19 protein-coding genes, 1 tRNA gene and 1 other RNA gene are annotated in these 20,655 nt (G+C 38.3%); all 21 read left to right on the top strand.

Annotated elements, in window-relative coordinates; all coding sequences use genetic code 11:
* Nucleotides 1-29 precede the first annotated feature (29 nt).
* The 21 genes from ACGHIY_RS06010 to ACGHIY_RS05910 all read left to right on the top strand — a co-directional run bounded on the left by ACGHIY_RS06010 (nt 30) and on the right by ACGHIY_RS05910 (nt 20,285).
* Nucleotides 30-1,067 carry an ABC transporter substrate-binding protein gene (locus tag ACGHIY_RS06010; RefSeq protein WP_008601367.1) on the top strand — a complete coding sequence of 346 codons (1,038 nt, stop codon included), beginning with the start codon at nt 30-32 and terminating at the stop codon, nt 1,065-1,067.
* A gap of 59 nt (nt 1,068-1,126) precedes the next feature.
* Complete coding sequence (gene rimO, locus ACGHIY_RS06005) at nt 1,127-2,473, top strand: 30S ribosomal protein S12 methylthiotransferase RimO (RefSeq protein ID WP_004696407.1); 1,347 nt, start codon at nt 1,127-1,129, stop codon at nt 2,471-2,473.
* Between the two features lie 37 nt (nt 2,474-2,510).
* On the top strand, nt 2,511-3,758 hold the full coding sequence (locus tag ACGHIY_RS06000) for a competence/damage-inducible protein A (RefSeq protein WP_195213117.1): 1,248 nt from the start codon (nt 2,511-2,513) through the stop codon (nt 3,756-3,758).
* Between the two features lie 4 nt (nt 3,759-3,762).
* Entirely contained in the window at nt 3,763-4,803 is a 1,041-nt protein-coding gene (recA, locus tag ACGHIY_RS05995; RefSeq protein WP_004696404.1) for a recombinase RecA, read from the top strand.
* A 2-nt stretch (nt 4,804-4,805) separates the two neighbouring features.
* On the top strand, nt 4,806-5,249 hold the full coding sequence (locus ACGHIY_RS05990; protein WP_316691953.1) for a regulatory protein RecX: 444 nt from the start codon (nt 4,806-4,808) through the stop codon (nt 5,247-5,249).
* Nucleotides 5,250-5,367: 118 nt separating this feature from the next.
* A complete protein-coding gene (gene rny / locus ACGHIY_RS05985) occupies nt 5,368-6,969 on the top strand; it encodes a ribonuclease Y (RefSeq protein ID WP_004696400.1) in 1,602 nt (533 codons plus the stop codon).
* Between the two features lie 255 nt (nt 6,970-7,224).
* Complete coding sequence (gene dnaG, locus ACGHIY_RS05980; protein ID WP_004696399.1) at nt 7,225-8,997, top strand: DNA primase; 1,773 nt, start codon at nt 7,225-7,227, stop codon at nt 8,995-8,997.
* A 28-nt stretch (nt 8,998-9,025) separates the two neighbouring features.
* Nucleotides 9,026-10,186, top strand: a complete 1,161-nt coding sequence (rpoD, locus tag ACGHIY_RS05975; RefSeq protein WP_004696398.1) for an RNA polymerase sigma factor RpoD — start codon at nt 9,026-9,028, stop codon at nt 10,184-10,186.
* Between the two features lie 205 nt (nt 10,187-10,391).
* The gene (gene queD, locus ACGHIY_RS05970; RefSeq protein ID WP_004696395.1) at nt 10,392-10,730 is read left to right on the top strand and encodes a 6-carboxytetrahydropterin synthase QueD; all 339 of its coding nucleotides are present in this window, start codon (nt 10,392-10,394) and stop codon (nt 10,728-10,730) included.
* On the top strand, nt 10,717-11,463 hold the full coding sequence (locus ACGHIY_RS05965; RefSeq protein WP_227065639.1) for a 4Fe-4S cluster-binding domain-containing protein: 747 nt from the start codon (nt 10,717-10,719) through the stop codon (nt 11,461-11,463). The genes queD and ACGHIY_RS05965 overlap by 14 nt, the downstream gene beginning before the upstream one ends.
* A gap of 81 nt (nt 11,464-11,544) precedes the next feature.
* Nucleotides 11,545-12,102: a GTP cyclohydrolase I FolE gene (gene folE, locus ACGHIY_RS05960; RefSeq protein ID WP_227065638.1), complete on the top strand. Its 558-nt coding sequence runs from the start codon at nt 11,545-11,547 to the stop codon at nt 12,100-12,102.
* Between the two features lie 71 nt (nt 12,103-12,173).
* A tRNA-Ile gene (locus ACGHIY_RS05955) sits at nt 12,174-12,248 on the top strand.
* A gap of 244 nt (nt 12,249-12,492) precedes the next feature.
* Entirely contained in the window at nt 12,493-13,224 is a 732-nt protein-coding gene (locus ACGHIY_RS05950) for a class I SAM-dependent methyltransferase (RefSeq protein WP_278471763.1), read from the top strand.
* Nucleotides 13,225-13,239: 15 nt separating this feature from the next.
* Entirely contained in the window at nt 13,240-14,343 is a 1,104-nt protein-coding gene (locus tag ACGHIY_RS05945; RefSeq protein ID WP_390525362.1) for a Nif3-like dinuclear metal center hexameric protein, read from the top strand.
* Nucleotides 14,344-14,392: 49 nt separating this feature from the next.
* An RNA gene (rnpB, locus tag ACGHIY_RS05940) (RNase P RNA component class A) lies at nt 14,393-14,743 on the top strand.
* Between the two features lie 57 nt (nt 14,744-14,800).
* A complete protein-coding gene (locus ACGHIY_RS05935; RefSeq protein ID WP_004698670.1) occupies nt 14,801-15,130 on the top strand; it encodes a co-chaperone YbbN in 330 nt (109 codons plus the stop codon).
* A 273-nt stretch (nt 15,131-15,403) separates the two neighbouring features.
* Complete coding sequence (locus ACGHIY_RS05930; RefSeq protein ID WP_004696383.1) at nt 15,404-16,543, top strand: hydrogenase small subunit; 1,140 nt, start codon at nt 15,404-15,406, stop codon at nt 16,541-16,543.
* On the top strand, nt 16,543-18,444 hold the full coding sequence (locus ACGHIY_RS05925) for a nickel-dependent hydrogenase large subunit (protein WP_227065636.1): 1,902 nt from the start codon (nt 16,543-16,545) through the stop codon (nt 18,442-18,444). The genes ACGHIY_RS05930 and ACGHIY_RS05925 overlap by 1 nt, the downstream gene beginning before the upstream one ends.
* A 14-nt stretch (nt 18,445-18,458) precedes the next feature.
* On the top strand, nt 18,459-19,268 hold the full coding sequence (gene cybH, locus ACGHIY_RS05920; protein WP_038125462.1) for a Ni/Fe-hydrogenase, b-type cytochrome subunit: 810 nt from the start codon (nt 18,459-18,461) through the stop codon (nt 19,266-19,268).
* Nucleotides 19,261-19,857: a HyaD/HybD family hydrogenase maturation endopeptidase gene (locus ACGHIY_RS05915; protein ID WP_390525361.1), complete on the top strand. Its 597-nt coding sequence runs from the start codon at nt 19,261-19,263 to the stop codon at nt 19,855-19,857. The genes cybH and ACGHIY_RS05915 overlap by 8 nt, the downstream gene beginning before the upstream one ends.
* Nucleotides 19,858-19,907: 50 nt before the next feature.
* A complete protein-coding gene (locus ACGHIY_RS05910) occupies nt 19,908-20,285 on the top strand; it encodes a hydrogenase expression/formation C-terminal domain-containing protein (protein WP_008714244.1) in 378 nt (125 codons plus the stop codon).
* Nucleotides 20,286-20,655 lie beyond the last annotated feature (370 nt).

Below are 20,655 nucleotides of genomic sequence, written 5' to 3'. Positions count from 1 at the left end.
AGATACTTTATGTCTTATGGGAGGCATATATGAAACGATGGATTGCTCCGAGCATCTTAGCATTATTTGTGGTAGGAATGTTGATCTATGGCATAAACTTTTACCAACAAGAACAAATAGAACAGGCCAAAGAGCCTATTCGTGGTGAAATTATAGTCTATACGGACTTACCTAATACTTTGACAGCTATGCTTGCTGAGCGTTATGAAGAGGAACAAAAGGTAAAAGTCACTGTAATGCCTCTTACAGAGGAACAAATGTCACAACGGTCGGCTTCTACAGTGGCTGATACTTCTGGTGATTTGGTGCTAACTTCTGAAGATAATCTCGTAATTGGTGCCAATGCAGGTAAATATATGCCCATCGTCAATGAACGTATTGACGAGGTACGTGATAATCTAAAGGATCCAAATGGCTATTGGGTTGGTATTTGGTATGATCCCATCGTATTTGTTCAGAATGATACCTTCCATAATGGCATTGGTAAATATATTACTACATGGGATACATTGGGAAAACAAGGTGATTGGTCTATCGTTATGACCGATTTTGTAGCATCTCAGAATGCGGCCAATTTGCTATATAATATGGTAGAGTATAAAGGGGAACCAGAGGCTCTTGAATACTTATATAGTTTGAAGCCCCATGTGGTTCAACATGCTAAATTTTTGTCTACTCCAATACGCCTAACTGCGCTAGGGGAGACAAATATTGGTATTGGTAACTTGTCTGATGCGGCGCAATATAGTCATCATGGGTATCCAATTAAGATCATTTATCCTAAAGATGGTACGTCTTATTATGTGACTGGTGCTGCCGTTTTAAAAAATTCAAAACATAAAGCAGATAGTGTAGAGTTTATTAATTGGTTACTATCTTCTAAAACGGCAAAATATATGGTAGAAAAGAATTTTACTTATATATTTACTAATCCTGAGATGGATGAGCCAAAAGATTCTATGGGGCATGATTTAGTATTATGGCCTGTGAATGGTGGCTATACTCTAGAAGGTAAAAAGTTACTATTAAATCATTGGGTTAGTCAAGTACGATTCCGTAAGGACTAAGTCAGTTGTATAAATCCAAGAAATAAATAAATAAGAATCTAGTGACGAAAGGATATAGAATGGGGAAAAAATTAGGATATGTTAGCCTAGGTTGTGCTAAAAATTTAGTAGATACAGAGGTAATGTTAGGCTTATTGAGAGATAATGGCTATTCGATTACAGAAGACTTAAGCGAAGCAGATCTTATCGTTGTAAATACCTGTACTTTTATTGAAAAAGCTAAGGCTGAGTCTATAAATACTATCCTTGAGGTTGCCCAATATAAAGAGGATGGTACTTGTAAGGGCCTTATCGTAGCAGGTTGTCTTAGCCAACAATATCAGGATGAATTATTCCAAGAAATTCCTGAAATTGATGCATTAATCGGTACCGGTGCATGGGATCAAGTTATGGTAGCCGTTGATGCTATTGAGCACGGCAATCGCAGTTGTATCATGGAAAATATTACGAATATCTATGATGAGCGCATGCCTCGTATTCAAACAACACCTCGTTATAGTGCATATGTAAAAATTGCAGAAGGCTGTAATAACGGGTGTACATTCTGTATTATTCCTAAGGTACGCGGTGCATTCCGCAGTCGTACTATCGAGTCTATTAAGGCTGAAGTGGAACGATTGGCTGCGACCGGGGTTAAGGAAGTTGTCCTTATCGCTCAAGATACAACGAGCTATGGTATCGACCTTAATGCTGGTAAACCATTATTGACGACATTGTTAAAAGAATTAACAACTGTAGAAGGCATAGAATGGATTCGCATGCTATACCTATATCCGACATTTTTCTCTGATGAATTGTTAGATATTATTGTTAATGAGCCAAAGCTTTGTAAATATGTAGATATTCCATTGCAACATGTTAATAACGATATTTTGAAACAAATGAATCGCCGAGACGATCGCAATGATATTGAGCGCTTGCTTAAGAAGATTAGAAATGCACCGACTCATATTACATTGCGCACCTCTATCATCGTTGGATTTCCTGGTGAAACAGATGAACAATTTGAGGAACTTTGTGACTTTGTAAAAGAAATCAAATTCGATAATATGGGCGTATTTACGTATTCTCAAGAAGATGGTACACCAGCTGGTGCTCGTGAAGACCAAATACCAGAAGAGGTCAAAGAAGAGCGTTATCACGTTCTTATGTCCATCCAAGCTGCTATCTCTGAAGAGAATAATCGCAATTTAGAAGGTACCATTGATTATGCGATGGTAGAGGAAATCGAAGAAGGCGAGAATAACACCTTGCTTGCAAAAGGTCGATTGAAATCTCAAGCACCTGATGTAGATGGTAATATGTACATTGAAGACTGTGGTGAAGACATTCAACCTGGTGATATTCTTAAGGTACAAGTAGAGCAAGGCTTTGCTTATGATGTAGTAGCTACGGTTGTAGAATAATACACAGTTCGATACATTCGATTGTGGAGGTGATCTGATGATTGTAGAACTTATTTCTACAGGTTCAGAATTATTGCTAGGTGATACAGTAAATACGAATGTATCATGGCTAGCACAAGAGTTAAATAAATTAGGATATACCATTGCCCATCAATCGGTGGTAGGTGATAATCCGAAACGGATGGCTGAAGTTTTTCAGCTCGCTAGTACAAGGGCTGATATCGTTATTAGTACTGGTGGGCTAGGACCTACGCAGGGCGACATTACACGTAATGTACTTGCCGATTCAATTGGCAGACCTATTGTGTTTAATCAAGAGGCCATGAATGAGCTTGAAAGGTTTTTTAAAAGTGTAAACCGTACTATACCCGATGCGAGTCGGCGAGAAGCAAAATTACCAGAAGGGGCGAAAGTATTATATAACCCTGTTGGAGTTGCTCCAGGTGTCGTCGTTGAAGATGGCGACACTACGTACATACTTTTACCTGGACCTCCTGGAGAAATGAAGGGCATGTTCCAAGAGAGCGTAGTTCCTTATTTAAATGGCCGATTTGGTTCTCAAGGTGTTGTTACATCCTATCGTTATGGCGTATATGATATTCGTGAAATTGATTTAGAAAGCACCTTGATGGATCTAATTAAGAAGCAATCTAATCCGACCATAGCTTTGCTCATTAAAAAAGGCTACATTGAGGTTCGTATCACTGCTAAGGCTGAAACATTAGAAGCGGCACAAGACCTGCTTAATCCTTGGGATGCAATCATACGAGAACGCTTAGGCTCTCGCATAGGGCGCAACTTAACAATTTCTATGGAGGAAACATTAGGTCGAACCTTGTTAGAGGAACATAGTACTATTAGTACTGCTGAATCATGTACATCAGGATTGGTTGGTAAATTACTGACTAATGTCAGTGGCAGTAGTGAGTACTATATGGGTGGTGTCATTTCGTATAGTAATGATGTGAAACATCGTGTTTTAGGTGTACCACAAGATATGTTAGATGCGTATGGCGCTGTTAGTGAACAAGTGGCTAAGGCTATGGCAGAGGGGGCACGAACTGTTGGCCAAACAACATATGCTGTTTCTACGACAGGCATAGCTGGTCCTGGAGGTGGTACTCGAGAAAAGCCTGTTGGTCTTGTATGGTTTGGTGTTACTGGTCCATATGGCACAGTGGCCCATAAAGCTAATTTAATTGGCAATCGAGAAGATATTAGACAAAGTGCGGCAGAACTAGCACTATACTATGTTTATACTTATATAACAGAAAAGGGGAAATAAAATAATGGCTGTAGATGGCAGACAAGCAGCGTTGGATAACGCGTTAAAACAAATTGAAAAAGATTTTGGTAAAGGTGCTATTATGCGTCTTGGTGAAGCGGCAGATCGCATGAATGTAGAGGTGATTTCCTCTGGTTCTCTTGCTATCGATATTGCTGTTGGTGTAGGTGGATTCCCTCGTGGTCGTGTAATTGAAATCTACGGTCCAGAATCTTCTGGTAAAACAACAGTCGCTCTTCACGCTGTAGCAGAAGCTCAAAAACAAGGTGGTATTGCAGCATTTATTGATGCGGAACATGCGATGGATCCTGTATATGCTCGCAACTTGGGGGTAGACATCAATAATTTGTTGATTTCTCAACCAGATAATGGAGAACAAGCTCTAGAAATTACAGAAGCTCTTGTTCGCAGTGGTGCAGTAGATATTGTTGTAGTTGACTCCGTAGCGGCTTTGGTTCCTAAAGCGGAAATCGATGGCGAAATGGGTGATGCTCACGTAGGCTTACAAGCTCGTTTGATGAGTAAAGCTTTGCGCAAATTGACTGGTATCATCAGTAAATCCAAAACAGTTGTTATCTTCATCAACCAATTGCGTGAAAAAGTAGGTGTTATGTTCGGTAATCCTGAAACAACGACTGGTGGTCGTGCGTTGAAATTCTATTCTTCCGTACGACTTGATGTTCGTAAAGGGGAATTAATTAAAGCAAACAACGAAAATGTTGGCGCTCGAACAAAAGTCAAAGTTGTCAAAAATAAGGTGGCACCTCCATTTAAGACAGCTGAATTTGATTTGATGTATGGCGAAGGTATCTCTAAAACTGGCACACTTATTGATATTGGTACAAATATGGAAATTATTAATAAATCTGGTGCTTGGTACTCCTATAATGGGGAACGTATGGGGCAAGGTAAGGAAGCGGCTAAACAATACTTGTTAGAGAATCCACAAATAGCTGATGAAATCGATCGCATTATTCGTGATACATTGGCTGTTGGCACTGAAGAAATCGATGTAATCGGTGAAGAAGTAACTGAAGAAGTATAATCATGAGTGACGAAACGATGCAAGCTGCTATGGATCAAGCGTATCGCTTCCTAGCTCAGCGCTTCCTTAGTTCTTATGAGCTGACGCAAAAAATGAGACGTAAACAATTCGAGGACCCTATCATTGAGAGGGTCCTTGAGCGCCTTAGAGATTATGATTACATTAATGATGAACGTTTATCTGAGCAAGTATTAACCTATTTGATGAAAGAACAGAAATACGGTGCTTATATGATTAAGCAAAAAATGAAAATTCGAGGACTTGCGATTCCTCAAGAAATTTCTGCTTATGATGAGGTAAAAGCTGCTTATCGGGTGGTAGAGAAAAAATTTGGATCTATTCTCAATGAAGAGAAGACTCCTCGGGTAAAAGTTTTTAGTTTTCTCAAATACAGGGGGTTCTCAACAAGCACAATTCAAGTTGTATGCAATGATTTTTATGAATAAATTCTGCTTTTTGAGAGGCCTTGGTAGGCTTGTAAAATCTTGACAGAAAGGGCTTTGAAGTCTAAAATTAATAATAGCCTTATTTATTTATATGATGATATGGCTAATTGATAATTTAATGCATAAAGGGCATAAAAAGGAGCATGAAAGCTCAATTTTGAGAAATAAAAAGGAGGTGAAAGAAATTTTAGAGTATAGTCTAATTGCAGTGGTAATGGTACTGATTGGACTAGGGGTAGGCTATTTTTTAAGAAAAAATATTGCTGAAGGAAAACTGAATCAAGCTGAACAAGAGGCTGCTCGCATCATTGCAAATGGTGAACGCACAGCTGAGTCTAAAAAGAAAGAAGCTTTATTAGAAGCGAAAGAAGAAATTCATAAGCTCCGTTCTGATGTAGAACGAGAAAATAAAGATCGTCGTTCTGAACTTCAACGTATGGAACGTCGTATTCTTCAAAAAGAAGAATCTTTGGATAAAAAATTAGACAATATTGAGCACAAAGAGGAAGCTTTACATCGCAAAGAAGCTGACTTAGCCCAAAGCCGTGAAAAGGTAGAAGCTTTGTATGAAAAACAAATGGCAGAATTGGAACGTATTTCTGGCATGACGTTCGAAGAAGCAAAAAATATCTTGTTAACGAATGTGGAACAAGAAATCCGTCATGAAACGGCGATTATGGTTAAGGAAATGGAGCAGCAAGCTAAGGATGAAGCGGAGAAAAAAGCGAAAGAAATTATCTCCTCTGCTATCCAACGTTGTGCAGCTGACCATGTAGCGGAAACTACCGTATCCGTAGTGGCATTGCCTAATGATGAAATGAAGGGGCGCATTATCGGTCGTGAGGGCCGTAACATTCGTGCACTCGAAACATTAACAGGTATTGATTTGATTATCGATGACACACCAGAAGCAGTTATTCTTTCCGGCTTCGATCCAATTCGTCGTGAAGTGGCTCGTATTGCGCTGGAAAAATTGATTGTAGATGGTCGTATCCATCCAGCTCGTATTGAAGAAATGGTTGGTAAAGCTCGTAAAGAGGTGGACCAAACTATTAAAGAGGCTGGTGAACAAGCGACATTTGAAGCTGATGTTCATGGCTTACATCCTGAAATTGTTAAGATTTTGGGCCGTTTGAAATATCGTACTAGTTATGGTCAAAACGTATTGAAACATTCCATTGAAGTATCTCATTTAGCAGGTTTAATGGCAGCTGAACTAGGCTGTGATGTAACTTTGGCTAAACGAGGTGGTTTGATTCATGATATTGGTAAAGCATTAGACCGTGAACTTGAAGGTTCTCATGTTCAAATCGGTGTTGATGTGGCTCGTAAATATCGTGAAAGTGCAGCAGTAATTAACTGTATTGGTGCTCATCATGGTGATGAAGAGTTCCAAACCGTAGAAGCTGTATTAGTAGCTGCCGCTGATGCTATCTCCGCTGCCCGTCCAGGAGCACGTCGAGAAACATTAGAAAACTACTTAAAACGTTTATCTAAATTGGAAGAAATCGCTGAATCCTTCGAAGGCGTTGAAAAATGTTTTGCTATTCAAGCCGGTCGTGAGATTCGCGTTGTAGTAAAACCGGATAAGATTGATGAAGCTGAGTCTACATTACTTGTTCGGAATATCGTAAAACGCATCGAGTCAGAACTTGAATATCCAGGCCAAATTAAGGTCGTAATTATTCGTGAAACTCGCGTTGTGGATTACGCAAAATAATATGCTATAAGCGATAAGTATAGGCTGCAATGTTTTCATTGCAGCCTATTGTTATCAAAGTTTCGGTAATTATATATTGCTATATACGGCGTATAGGAATCATCATTTACATTGCGTTGTAGATGATGATTCCTATGATTCGTATCAAGTTATTTATACTTTTTTAATAATTTAATTGATTAAAATGCTTTACAAATAGAGGATTTTTTATTTGTATATAGAATTAATATATATATGGGGAAGGAGGCGTTGGCTATGAGCCGATATTTTGAAAATGAGTTGATTGAACAAATCAAAGATGCTAATGATATCGTGTCAGTTGTATCCGAGCATGTAGCCTTAAAGAAACGCGGCAAGAACTATTGGGGTTGTTGTCCATTTCATAATGAAAAAACGCCATCCTTTAGTGTAGCCCCTGAAAAGGGTTTTTATTATTGCTTTGGGTGCCATGCATCAGGAAATGCTATTAAATTTCTTATGGAATTAGAGCATTTAACTTTTGTAGAAGCCCTAGAGCGGCTAGCTAATCGAGCTAATATTCCATTGCCAGAGGCGAAACTTTCACCTGAACAAAGAGCTAGAGATGAAAGGCGCAAAAAACTGTATGAAGCTTCTGATTTAGCGTCTACCTTTTTCCATAACTGTCTCACTCAAACGTCTATTGGTAAAGTGGGATTAGATTATTTGAAAAAGCGAGGGCTCACACAAGAGACCATAGAAACATTTAAGCTTGGTTTTGCTCCTGATGGTTGGGATAAGTTATATCGTGCCTTTCATGAGCGTGGCATTGATGATTCCATTCTTTTAGAGTTGAATCTTGTCCGAAAGAACCAAAAGGGTCAATTTTATGATTTCTTCAGAAATAGAATTATGTTCCCCATTATGGATGGTAAAGGGCGAGTAGTTGCTTTTGGTGGACGCGTTATGGATGATAGTACACCAAAATATTTAAACTCTCCAGAGTCATCAATCTTTGAAAAAGGTAAACTCTTATTTGCCTTTGATAAGGCTTATAAATCTATTCGTGAGGAAAAACAAGCTATTCTTGTAGAAGGCTATATGGATGTTATATCCGCTCATAATCATGGTGTTACTAATGTAGTCGCATCATTGGGGACTGCTTATACAAGAGATCATGGGCATATCTTGATGAGGCAGGCTGAAGAAATCGTGTTAGCTTATGATATGGATGGTGCTGGTCGTCAGGCGGCTGCTAGAGCTATTGAATTATTGCAAAATACGGATTTTAAGGTGCGTGTCCTTGCTATGCCAGACGGCAAAGATCCAGATGATTATGTGCGTAATCATGGGGGACAGGCATTTAAGGAGTTAGTTGCTAAAGCTGTTAAGCCTCTAGATTATCTATTAAGTGAGTCTTTAATCAAACATGATACAAATGATACAGAAGGGAAGCAGGCTGTTATGGCAGATGTTTTCCCATATATTGCAAATATAGATAGTCAAACACAGAGAGATGATGCTTTAAAAACATTGGCATTGCCATTATGGCTTGATAATAGTACTATTTTTAGATACTTTAGAGATTATGTGAAAAAAGGACAAATTGAATTAGTGGATACTGCATCAACACCTTTGCCAACACAGGATTTACCAAAGGGAGATGCGGAAAAATTATTGTCCTTAGCTTTCACAGATGGCGAAGTATTACAACATATGATGAGCTATTTGCCATTAGAGGACTTTGAAAAAATTGAATATCGAGGTATAATAGAAAAGCTATTCACCTTGTATAAGTCCGAAGGTCGTCTAGATGAAACTGCAATTCAATCTGTTTTATCTTCTCAAGAATACGATATTTACTCTAGGTTGGTCGTCATGAGTGACGATGAATACAAGGTACAAGTGCCTGCATTAATCCGTAAGATAAGGCTCCATTCATTGCGTGAACAGTATAAAGCGCATTCAATTATGGCGGATCAATTAAAACGAGCAGGAGATTCGACGTTTATTAGCGAATTACATAAGTGTCAGGAAATACAGAATTTAATTAGAGAATGGTCTAAGTAAATCATTAATGGTTAAAAAGGAGAGCGCTGTGGCTAAGAAAGTACAAAAAAGTCAAATAGAGGAGATTGTTGAGCAACTTCTTGAAAAAGGCCGTAAGAGCGGTGTGTTGACACAATCCGAGATTTCAGATGCTCTTCATGAGCAGACGGAAATTACTGCGGAACAATTAGATGATATTTATACGACTTTGGGTAAATTGAATGTAGAGATTGTGGCAGATATTGATGCTGATGATACAGATAGTCATACAATTGAAACGGATGAAGATGAAGACGAAGTTTCTAGCGAGAAGAAAATTTCTATCGATTTAAGTGTTGATTCTGGTGTTAATATTGATGACCCTGTACGAATGTACCTAAAAGAGATTGGTCGAGTGCCATTGCTTTCAGCTGATGAAGAAATTGTATTAGCTAAGCAAATCGAAGCTGGTGCACAAGAGGATGCTACATATAAAGATATTCAACTTAGCAAAAAGGCAAAGAAAAAATTGGTAGATGCTAACTTGCGACTAGTTGTAAGTATCGCAAAACGTTATGTAGGTCGCGGTATGTTGTTCTTGGATTTAATCCAAGAAGGTAACTTAGGTCTTATTAAAGCGGTAGATAAATTCGATTATACTAAAGGTTATAAATTTTCTACGTATGCTACATGGTGGATTCGTCAAGCGATTACACGTGCTATTGCAGACCAAGCTCGTACGATTCGTATTCCTGTACATATGGTAGAAACAATTAATAAATTGATTCGTATTTCTAGACAATTGTTGCAAGACAAGGGTCGTGAGCCATTGCCAGAAGAAATTGCTGAAGGTATGGGAATTACTGTAGAGCGGGTACGTGAAATTCAGAAAATCGCCCAAGAGCCAGTATCCTTGGAAACTCCGATTGGTGAAGAGGAAGATTCCCATTTAGGAGACTTCATCGAGGACCAAGATGCAATTGCTCCAGACGATGCAGCTAGTTATATTTTATTGCAAGAGCAGATTGAAGATGTATTTACATGCTTGACTGATCGTGAGCAACAAGTATTGATTTTACGTTTTGGGTTGAAGGATGGTAAGCCTCGCACATTGGAAGAAGTTGGTCAACATTTCAATGTAACAAGAGAACGTATTCGTCAGATTGAAGGTAAAGCGCTTACTAAATTGCGCAACCGCGGTAAACGTGATAAAATCAAAGACTTCTTATAAGATTTTGAATCTCTTAAGGGTTGTAATGCAGTGGTGTATAGCACTGTATTACAACCCTTTTGTGTTATAATAAAAAATGGTAATATCTTACAATAAAAAGTAATTTATGATAAGACTTACGTAATAGACAAGCGTTTCATGTAATAGCGATAAGTTTTATGTAATAGATATAAGTTGAAAGCTTATGTAATAGATAGGAGATATAATGTTTACAGTTACTAAACGGTTAGAGGTGAGTGCATCTCATCAATTAAAACTAGATTATCCGAGTAAATGTCAAAATCTTCATGGGCATAATTGGATTATTACAGTTCATGCACGTTCTGAAGAGTTAGATCATAATGGGATGGTCATCGACTTTACGATTATTAAAGAAAAAATTCATGGTCGATTGGACCATCGCCATATCAATGATGTACTAGGCGATATAAATCCTACTGCGGAGAATATGGCAAAATGGATCGCTGATGAATTGGGTCCAAAATGCTTTAAAGTAGAGGTTCAAGAGTCTGAAGGGAACACAGCTATTTATGAACGTGATTGAGATTTTTGCCTCTATTGATGGGGAAGGTAGTCGGCAAGGCTTGCTGACTACATTTTTACGCCTTCATGATTGCAATATTCGCTGTTCCTATTGCGATACGACTTATAGCTATGGCATTGATAGTGTTTTCACAGAGATGACTGTAGCTGAGGTGGCGGATGTTATTGAATGCTTAGGCAATCATCGCATTACTATTACTGGTGGGGAGCCTCTATTACAAGAAGCTGCTGTTGTAGAGTTAATTGATGAATTAAATCGTCGGAAGGCTTTAAAGATACAAGACAGTCCATCAAGTCAAAGTGATTTAACTCGTATTAATGATGTAGATAAAGATGTAGATAAACGAGAGAGGCCTAATAATAGTCCTTATGATTTCAATATTGAAACAAATGGCACGATTGTACCGAGCTTTCATAGAGATAATGTGTGGTTTACCTACGATTATAAAACGTCGTCCTCTTTAGCCGAAGAGTCTATGAATATAGATATATTCAAGGTGGCTACAGAACATGATTTGATTAAGTTTGTCGTTGGTTCTCCAGAAGATTTGGATTGTATGCGTCGCATAATTAGTAAATATCCTACAGTGGCTCAAATATATGTATCGCCTGTATGGGGACAGATTGAGGCGGCATCGATTATCGATTATATGAAAACATATAATTTGCAGAATGTACGATTCCAACTGCAAATCCATAAATTTGTCTGGGATCCAGATGCAAAGGGTGTATAGTATTGTTAGGCTGTGTAGTATCAGTATCTTTTCTATGGTATGATATGAGGTCTGATGAAATCTTGATATAAAGGGGTAAATATGGATACAAAAAAAATAGAATCGCTTATATATCAGTTGTTAGAAGCATTAGGTGAGGATCCTAATAGGGACGGTTTGTTAGAAACACCGAAACGGGTGGCTCAAATGATGGAAGAGGTATATGAAGGCATTCAGTATACAAATGCTGAGATTGCAGACATGTATGGTAAGACCTTCGCTGTAGATACAAATCAAATGGTAGTAGTAAAGGATATTACTTGCTTCTCTAATTGTGAACATCATATGGCATTGATGTATGATATGAGTATCAGTATTGGGTACATTCCAAAAGGTCGTGTCATAGGTTTATCTAAGATTCCCCGCATAGCTGAAATGTGCTGCAAGCGTTTACAACTACAAGAAAAAATTGGTGAAGATATTGCGGAAGTAATTTCCTTAGCGACAGGGTCTGATGATGTTATTGTGCACATTACATCGTCTCACAGCTGCATGAGTGCACGAGGCATTAAATCTACAGATAGCCAAACGACTACACTAACTACTAAAGGCGTATTTAACGAAGATCATATGATTCACCGTTTTATGCTAATGAAATAGTCTTAGCGTTTGAGTTGCCTTGACTAAATGATAGTCTATTCGGTATAATTAATAAGCTAGAAACTAACTGAGGGCCTATAGCTCAGGGGTAGAGCAACCGGCTCATAACCGGTCGGTCCCTGGTTCGAACCCAGGTGGGCCCACCATTATGTTGACATCTACCGTCCTTGAGAATTCAAGGGCGGTTATTTTTATATGTAAATCATTTATTTGTGTAACTTAACAAAGCTTATTTTTGAATAGTATTATGTTTAGAAATAAATAAACGAGAACAAATATGTAAATAAATAAGCATAAAATAAGCAAAAAATAATCAAGAATAAATAATTAAGAATTAAGAATTAAGAATGAATAGTTAGTAATATATAATTAGTAATAGTAGAGGATGTTATGGAACCTAGACCTATGATGGACCGCCTAGAAGCGGTATTCTCAATCGTACCAAAGGCTCATGCCATTGCTGATATCGGTACCGATCATGGCTATTTAGCGGTAGAGCTCATCAATCGTCAACGCGCTGAATATGTCATTGCCGGTGATGTACATAAAGGTCCGTTAGAGTCTGCAAGATCATATGTTGAGTCTTGTGGACTAGCCGATAAAGTAGATTGTCGTTTAGGCGATGGTCTTAAAGTGACAGAAAAGGGCGAGTTGAACGGCGCCATTTGTTGTGGTATGGGTGGATTTTTAATGCGGGATATTGTAGATGCAGGCCCAGAACCATTAGAGTTCTATGTACTCCAACCACAGAATGGACAAAAAGAATTACGTCAATATATGGTTCAAAAGGGATATGTTATCGTTCTAGAAATCATCGTAGAAGATGCTGGTAAGCTCTATACAGCATTTTTAGCCGTGCGCAATGACTGCGTGGAAGCTTATACAGGTATGACTGAATATGTAGATATTTATCGATCATTACCGGAAGACTCCTTGTTGTGGTCTGTAGGGGCTTTATTGGAACAAGATAGACCACCACTTTGGATGAAATATATAGAGTATTTAATATATCAACGACAATGTGCATTAGATGATATGACAGAGAAATTAAATCATACTGATAAATATCAGGATTTAGAGCGGGAAGTTAATTTTCTTCGTAATCTTTTAGAGAATAAATAGAAAGAAGTGAGTTGTATGATAACGGTTCAACATGTTATTACCTTGATGGAGCAATTAGCACCGCATTCGTATGCAGAGTCTTGGGATAATGTAGGTTTAATGGTGGGCGATCGGAATGTAGTTGTTACAGGTGTAGTGACTACGTTAGATGTAACAGAAGAAACCGTAGAATATGCTATTGAACAAAATTGTAATTTAATTGTTAGTCACCACCCATTAATCTTTAAAGGGTTGAAACAGATATCATGTGATACTGCTCAAGGGCGTACGATTAATAAGCTGATTCAACATAAGATTGCCGTATATAGTGCTCATACAAATCTTGATATTGCACCAGGCGGTCTCAATGATATGTTGGCGAAGCAATTGGGACTTATTGATATTAAGGGCTTCATTAAAACTGGTGAAGAGGCGCTTTATAAGGTGACCACCTTTGTACCTGAAAGCTCAGCTGATGCGGTTCGTTTGGCGATGGGTGATGCAGGGGCAGGCCAAATTGGCAATTACGAGCATTGTAGTTTCAGTATCCATGGGGAAGGACGCTTTGTTGGTAATGAAGATTCTCATCCTGTCATTGGCGCAGCTGGCGCTTTGACAGTGGTTCCTGAGGTACAAGTGAATGCTATCGTTGATGGTACGCATTTAAGCAAAGTCGTGGCGGCTATGAAAGTAGCTCATCCATATGAAGAAGTTGCTTATGAGGTTTTGAATATAGTCGAGCCTACTAGTTCAACTCAATATCTAGGACGGGTAGGTCGCTTGCCTAATGCATTAAACTTAGATTCTTTCCGTGAATGGGTACAAGAAGCGTTGCCTGATGCTAACATTCGTTTTGCTGGTATTGTGCCGAAAGCGATTCAATCCATTGCTCTATGCTCTGGTGCAGGTGCAGAATTTATTAAGGATGCTGCCAGGTTACATGTAGATGCATATATTACAGGTGATGTGAAGTATCATGAGGCGCAAATGGCTAAGGAATTAGGCTTACTCGTAGTTGATGCGGGGCATTTTGGAACTGAGTCTATAGTGGCACATGGTTTACGTGACTATTTAATCTCTGCAGGGCTTACTGTTCCTGTGAAAGCTTTCACAGAACAAAATGATTTCTTCTTTGTGTAATGATGCATTTTCTTGCAACAAATTGTTAGCTATGATAAACTGAATTGAAGCAAGTATGAAAGACGGTTGCGAGTCTATAAGACTCGAGGAAAGTCCGAGCTCCATAGGGCAGGATGCCAGATAACGTCTGGCGAGGGTAACCTTAGGGAAAGTGCCATAGAAAAGGAAACCGCCACGTAAGTGGTAAGGGTGGAAAGGTGAGGTAAGAGCTCACCAGCAGTCTGGTAACAGGCTGGCTCGGTAAACCCCATCCGGAGCAAGACCGAATAGGGAAGGGTTAAGGGTGGTCCCGCCTACCTTCCGGGTTGTGTCGCTCGAGCGTGCAGGCGACTGTACGCCTAGAAAGATAATCGTCACCGCGCAAGCGGAACAGAACTCGGCTTATTGATTGCTTGCTTCTATATTTAACATATAATTGATAGTATATAAGATTGTAGATCTTTGTTAGGAGAACTTCATGGCAATTACAGCAATTACTAGTGTACAAGAATTTGATGAGAAAGTGCTTGGCGCTAAAGGTTTAGCTATTGTTGATTTTTGGGCTGGTTGGTGCGAACCATGCACTGTTATGCGCCCAGAGATTGAAGACGTAGCAGAGCGTTTAAAAGGTCAAGTAGAATTCTTTAGTGTTAATGCAGAAGATAAAAATCTTCGCGGTATTTTGTTAAAAGAAGATGTCGATGGTATTCCATCCTTAGTATTCTTCCGCGATGGCAAAATGCTTGATTCCCTTGTGGGCTATAAAAAAGCAGATATGCTTGAGTCTCTAATAAAGGAAGTTATCTGATTAATTAATAACTAGGAATTCTTAGGAAATGAATAACATGAGGCTGTATATAAGGAAAGTTAATTTCTTATATACAGCTTTTTTGTTAAATTTCATAGTTTTCAAAAATGTTAAGTGATATAATAAAATAGTAAAAATATGATTGTCATCATGTTGGTTGAACTTCTTCAAAGTGATAGAGGACGCTAATAAAATGATTTCCGTCATAAACGTTGTAGTTTATTAAGTAATATAATTATATTGCGCAAAGTTGTTGTAAGGAGGCTATATTCCATGAAGAATCGTATAAATAGTTTGTGGACACTCTTCCAAGAACGCCGTTTGAGTCGACGCACATTTATGAAATCCTGTGTAGCACTCACTGCTATTTTAGGACTACCTCCAACGATGTTAGACACCGTTGTTAAGGCTGCCGAAACAACTGAATTACCTACAGTGATTTGGTTGCATGGTCATGAATGTACTGGTTGTAGTGAATCTTTTATCCGTTCATCCTCTCCCTTTACTTCTGATGTTATTTTGAACATGATCTCTTTAGAATATGATGATACTTTGGCGGCAGCGTCTGGTGCACCATTAGAGGAACATTTAGAAAAAATCATCAAAGAAAAAGCCGGTAAATATATCTTGGCTGTTGAAGGTGGCGTACCACTTGATGAAGATGGTGTTTATTGCACAGTAGGTGGACGTACATTTAAAGAATCCCTATTAGAAGCAGCTAAAGGAGCTGCAGCAATCATAGAATATGGTTCTTGTGCTTCTTGGGGCGGTATACAGGCGGCAAAACCAAATCCAACAAATACAGTTTCTGTATCTTCCGTTGTATCTGGCAAGCCAATTATTAAGGTCCCTGGTTGTCCTCCAATTCCAGAGGTTATGACTGGCGTAATCATGCACTATGCATTATTCGGTCAAATTCCACCTCTTGATTCTCAAGGCCGTCCTAAACAATTTTATGGCAATCGCATTCACGACACATGCTACCGTCGTGCCTTCTTTGACTCTGGACTTTTTGTTGAAAAATTCGACGATGATGCATCCAAATCTGGTTGGTGTTTGTATAAAGTAGGTTGTCGTGGACCTCAAACATATAATTCTTGTGGTAACTTACGTTGGTGGAATGGTTTATCCTATCCAATTCAATCCGGTCACGGTTGTATTGGTTGCTCTGAAAAGGGCTTCTGGGATAATGACGTATTCTACAAACGTTTACCAGATATTCCATTGGCTAATACCATCACGACTGCTGATACAATCGGTACAGTAGCTGCTGTTGGTGCTACTGCAGCAGTTATCGTTCATGGTGCTGCAACTCTTACGCGTAATAAAATTCTTGATATGAAAGAAGAAAAACGCTTAAAAGAACAAGGCTTATGGGATGAAAAGAAACATAATAATGGAGGAGGTCACTAATGAAACGCGTAGTAGTAGATCCGATTTCCCGTATTGAAGGTCATTTACGGGTTGAAATAAAAGTTGATGAAGCGAGTGGTAAAGTAGAGGATGCATTGTCGTCTGGTACTGCTTGGCGCGGTATCGAACTTGTTGCTAAAGACCGCGATCCTCGTGACCTTTGGGCGTTCGTACAACGTATTTGTGGTGTATGTACTACAACACATGCCTTGGCTTCGTTAAGAGCTGTTGAAGATGCGCTTGGTATTACAATTCCTAAAAATGCAAACTATATACGTAATATTATGCATAGTAGTCTAGATGTGCATGATCATATTGTGCATTTCTATCATTTACATGCCCTTGACTGGGTTAGCCCGGTAGCAGCTCTTAGTGCCGACCCTGCTAAAACTGCACAATTACAAAATGATGTATTGGCTATATATAATGTAAGCGGTTTAGCACCTGCTGAAACAGCATCCAAAGACTCTGCTTATCCTAAAGAGTTTCCTAAGGCTACTACAGCCTACTTTACGGCTGTACAACAAAAGGTTAAGAAAATAGTTGAATCTGGTCAATTAGGTATTTTCTCTGCACAATGGTGGGATCATCCTGATTATAATTTGTTGCCACCAGAGGTTCATTTGATGGCTGTATCCCATTACTTGAATATTCTTGACCGTCAACGGGATATTGTAATTCCTCACGTTGTATTTGGTGGTAAAAACCCTCATCCTCATTACATTGTAGGTGGTATGCCATGTTCTATATCGATGAATGATATGAATGCACCTATCAATACACAACGCCTTGGAGCTGTTGAACAATCTATTGCATTAGCTAAAGACTTAGTAGATAATTTTTATTTACCAGATTTACTAGCTATTGGCAAAATCTATGTAGAAAAAGGTATGATCGATGGTGGTGGCCTTGCGAAGAAACGCGTTATGTCTTATGGTGATTATCCAGATGATACTTACACAGGCACTTCTAATGGTGACTATCATAAGAAATGTATTGTTCGTTCCAATGGCGTTGTTGAAAACTTTGCGTTAGGTGTAGATAAAGCAACATTTATCCCATTAGAAGGTAAGGATTTTATGGATCCTCAATACCTTAGTGAAGAGGTTGATCATTCCTGGTTTACATACCCAGATGGAACAAAAACACTTCATCCTATTGAAGGTGTTACTGATCCTAAATTTACGGGTCCTAAATCTGGTACAAAAGAAAAATGGGAATTCCTTGATGAAGATAAAAAATACTCTTGGATTAAATCTCCAACTTTCAAAGGGAAAACCGCAGAGGTTGGTCCATTAGCAAAATATATTGTTGTGTATACAAAGGTAAAACAAGGCATAATCAAAGACCCAACTTGGGCTGAATCTATGATTGTTCGTCAAATTGATACAGTATCACAAGTATTGGGTGTACCAGCTCATGTATGGATGACTACTATGGTAGGACGTACAGCATGTCGTGGTCTTGATGCACAAGTAGCGGCAAATATTAGCCAATACTTCTTTAACAAACTTGTATCTAATATCAAAAATGGTGATACTACAGTAGCAGATATGACTAAATTTGAGCCAAATACATGGGATAAAGATGCTAAAGGTGTTGGCCTTGTAGATGCGCCTCGTGGTGGTTTGGGTCACTGGATACATATTAAAGATGGACGCTCTGCAAACTATCAATGTATCGTACCATCTACATGGAATGCGTGCCCTAAAACTGCAGCTAATGAACATGGTGCCTATGAAGATTCTATGATTGATACACATGTAAAAATTGCGGATAAACCACTTGAAATTTTGAAGGTAATTCACTCCTTTGATCCATGCTTAGCATGTGCAACCCATTTATACAATAAAAAAGGCGAAAAAATTGTTTCCGTCAATACAGATGCATTGTGTAAATAAAGGGTGGTGGACTTATGTTAATACATACTGACAAAAAGGCGTATGTCGTATTTAGTCTATGGTTGCGCATATTCCACTGGACTATGGTACTCAGTGTAACTGCATTGTTCTGGACTGGTCTATATATCGGTGATCCAGGCTTTGCTGCGATTACGGGTAACCCTGAACCAACCTTTGCTATTGATGGCTGGTTCTCTATGGAAACTATGCGTCGTATCCATTTCACTGCAGGGGTTATCTTAACATTCTCCTTTATTTTCCGATTTGCAGGAGCTCTTTGGAATCGAGGAGATAGATTATTACCTAAATTCCGCCAAAAACGGTATTGGTACGGTCTTAAAGAAACAACATTGCACTATTTAATGATTCCTCAAAAACATGAACATCATTGGCTTCGTAATTCTTTAGCTAGAACTGCGTATATGATGGTATACATTATGTTTTTCTTTGAAATCTTAACGGGTTTTGCAATGTATTCTATGATTGACCCTAATGGTGTTTTAGGAACTTTATTTGCACCAGTAGTCACATTATTTGGTGGTGAATATAAAGTTCATGTTATCCATCACTACATTGCGTGGGGATTCTTGTTCTTTACTATTGTTCACGTGTATATGGCATTCCGAGAAGATGTTATGGAGGAATCGGGCGAAGTATCGGCTATGGTTTCCGGTATGAAATATTACGCTCATGATCCAATTGATATTGAAGACCTCAATGGTAAACGTCGTCGTGGGGAACGTATTGATAAACCATCTGGTACTACATATCGTCCAAGTGATCCTAATGATCCTAGAGAAAGAGAATTACAAGAAAATGACTAAAACAAGTACTGATATTATTAGTGGCTTGGAACAATACGCGGACTCAAAGGGTCCGCGTATTGATTTAAACAGCCTTTATGATGATGGAGACAATGAAATTATCCTACTTGGAGTCGGCAATATTTTGCTTACCGATGAGGGATTAGGTGTTCATGTAGTAAAAGAATTGAAAGAGTCTTTCACATTTACGCCTGCGATTTCCATTATTGATGGTGGCACTATGGGAATGGAATTACTTACGTATATGCGTGGTATGAAGAAAATCCTTCTTGTAGACGCTATTAATGGCGGAGATGCTCCAGGAACTATATATGAATTTCCTCATAAGGAATTAGAACAATATTTTACGGAACATATTTCTGTACATGAAGTAGGAATGCAAGATATTTTGCGCATCCGTGCTATTCAAGAGGATCCATTAGAAGATGCAGTGGTTATCGGTGTAGAACCGGAATCATTGGAGATTGGTTTTGAACCTAGCGAGCCGGTACAATGTGCCTTGCCTGAGGTTAAAAAACGTGTTTTGAATGTACTACGAGAATGGGGCGTAACAGCTGAGCCTAAAGCACAAAGTGAAAATTTCATATAGTATATAGATAGCTTATAGAGTGTAAAGATAGTCTCTGTATAGGAGTATTTATGATTGAAAATTATGGTAATGTTCGCGCCGTTTTAAATGAGCTGCGTTTGGCTCTAAAGAATTTGCGTGAAACTGGTGAGACATATTCGATTTATATTGAAAAAACGGGTTTAACAGAGGAAGAACAAGTTGAAGTATTAGAAACACTTGGACGCGGTCATATTACGATTAACTTTAATGAAACTGATCAACCTGTAGAATGGTATGAATCACAATTTTCTGGAATCTGGATTGGGACTTATAAAAATGGTCGTGATGACTCAATTTTACATACCGTAGAGGTCGCTAAGTATCCAGTTGTAGCTGGTGCTTATATAGAGGATATGGAACTGGCGGAGGAAGATTTACAATCTTGGATTGATGCTGCTGGATTATAGTAAAGGAGACCCTTAACGGGTCTCCTTTTTATGAAAAATAGATGAAAATAGATATTTCCGGTAAATTTGTGATAAAAATACATATAAATTTTTGATTAATATTTAATAAAGTCAGAAATAATCATATTTATTTCCATATCATTAAAATAAATATTTTTTATAAATCGCTTTATTAATTAGATTTACAAATAAATAGATATTATATTGATTTACTGTATTTATATAAAAGATAAATGAAGTGTTTTGTTGGTGTTTTATAGATAAATGGCTTATTTACTGGCTTTATAAACATTATTAGGCTTATTGTTAACCTTTAGCATTTGCCTTAATTTACTAATTAACATAAAATATGTGAGTAAAATACTTTGGA

Origin of the sequence: Veillonella parvula (genome assembly GCF_042850485.1) — a bacterium.
GTDB classification, from domain to species: Bacteria; Bacillota; Negativicutes; order Veillonellales; family Veillonellaceae; genus Veillonella; species Veillonella parvula_Q.
Note: the sequence above shows the minus strand (reverse complement) of the source record. Positions and strands in the feature narration are given on the sequence as shown.

Bases quoted from the DNA above. Each gene is read 5' to 3' on its own strand.
- ACGHIY_RS06010 (WP_008601367.1), top strand. From the start codon at position 30: ATGAAACGATGGATTGCTCCGAGCATCTTAGCATTATTTGTGGTAGGA.
- rimO (WP_004696407.1), top strand. From the start codon at position 1,127: ATGGGGAAAAAATTAGGATATGTTAGCCTAGGTTGTGCTAAAAATTTA.
- ACGHIY_RS06000 (WP_195213117.1), top strand. From the start codon at position 2,511: ATGATTGTAGAACTTATTTCTACAGGTTCAGAATTATTGCTAGGTGAT.
- recA (WP_004696404.1), top strand. From the start codon at position 3,763: ATGGCTGTAGATGGCAGACAAGCAGCGTTGGATAACGCGTTAAAACAA.
- ACGHIY_RS05990 (WP_316691953.1), top strand. From the start codon at position 4,806: ATGAGTGACGAAACGATGCAAGCTGCTATGGATCAAGCGTATCGCTTC.
- rny (WP_004696400.1), top strand. From the start codon at position 5,368: ATGCATAAAGGGCATAAAAAGGAGCATGAAAGCTCAATTTTGAGAAAT.
- dnaG (WP_004696399.1), top strand. From the start codon at position 7,225: ATGAGCCGATATTTTGAAAATGAGTTGATTGAACAAATCAAAGATGCT.
- queD (WP_004696395.1), top strand. From the start codon at position 10,392: ATGTTTACAGTTACTAAACGGTTAGAGGTGAGTGCATCTCATCAATTA.
- ACGHIY_RS05965 (WP_227065639.1), top strand. From the start codon at position 10,717: ATGAACGTGATTGAGATTTTTGCCTCTATTGATGGGGAAGGTAGTCGG.
- folE (WP_227065638.1), top strand. From the start codon at position 11,545: ATGGATACAAAAAAAATAGAATCGCTTATATATCAGTTGTTAGAAGCA.
- ACGHIY_RS05950 (WP_278471763.1), top strand. From the start codon at position 12,493: ATGGAACCTAGACCTATGATGGACCGCCTAGAAGCGGTATTCTCAATC.
- ACGHIY_RS05945 (WP_390525362.1), top strand. From the start codon at position 13,240: ATGATAACGGTTCAACATGTTATTACCTTGATGGAGCAATTAGCACCG.
- ACGHIY_RS05935 (WP_004698670.1), top strand. From the start codon at position 14,801: ATGGCAATTACAGCAATTACTAGTGTACAAGAATTTGATGAGAAAGTG.
- ACGHIY_RS05930 (WP_004696383.1), top strand. From the start codon at position 15,404: ATGAAGAATCGTATAAATAGTTTGTGGACACTCTTCCAAGAACGCCGT.
- ACGHIY_RS05925 (WP_227065636.1), top strand. From the start codon at position 16,543: ATGAAACGCGTAGTAGTAGATCCGATTTCCCGTATTGAAGGTCATTTA.
- cybH (WP_038125462.1), top strand. From the start codon at position 18,459: ATGTTAATACATACTGACAAAAAGGCGTATGTCGTATTTAGTCTATGG.
- ACGHIY_RS05915 (WP_390525361.1), top strand. From the start codon at position 19,261: ATGACTAAAACAAGTACTGATATTATTAGTGGCTTGGAACAATACGCG.
- ACGHIY_RS05910 (WP_008714244.1), top strand. From the start codon at position 19,908: ATGATTGAAAATTATGGTAATGTTCGCGCCGTTTTAAATGAGCTGCGT.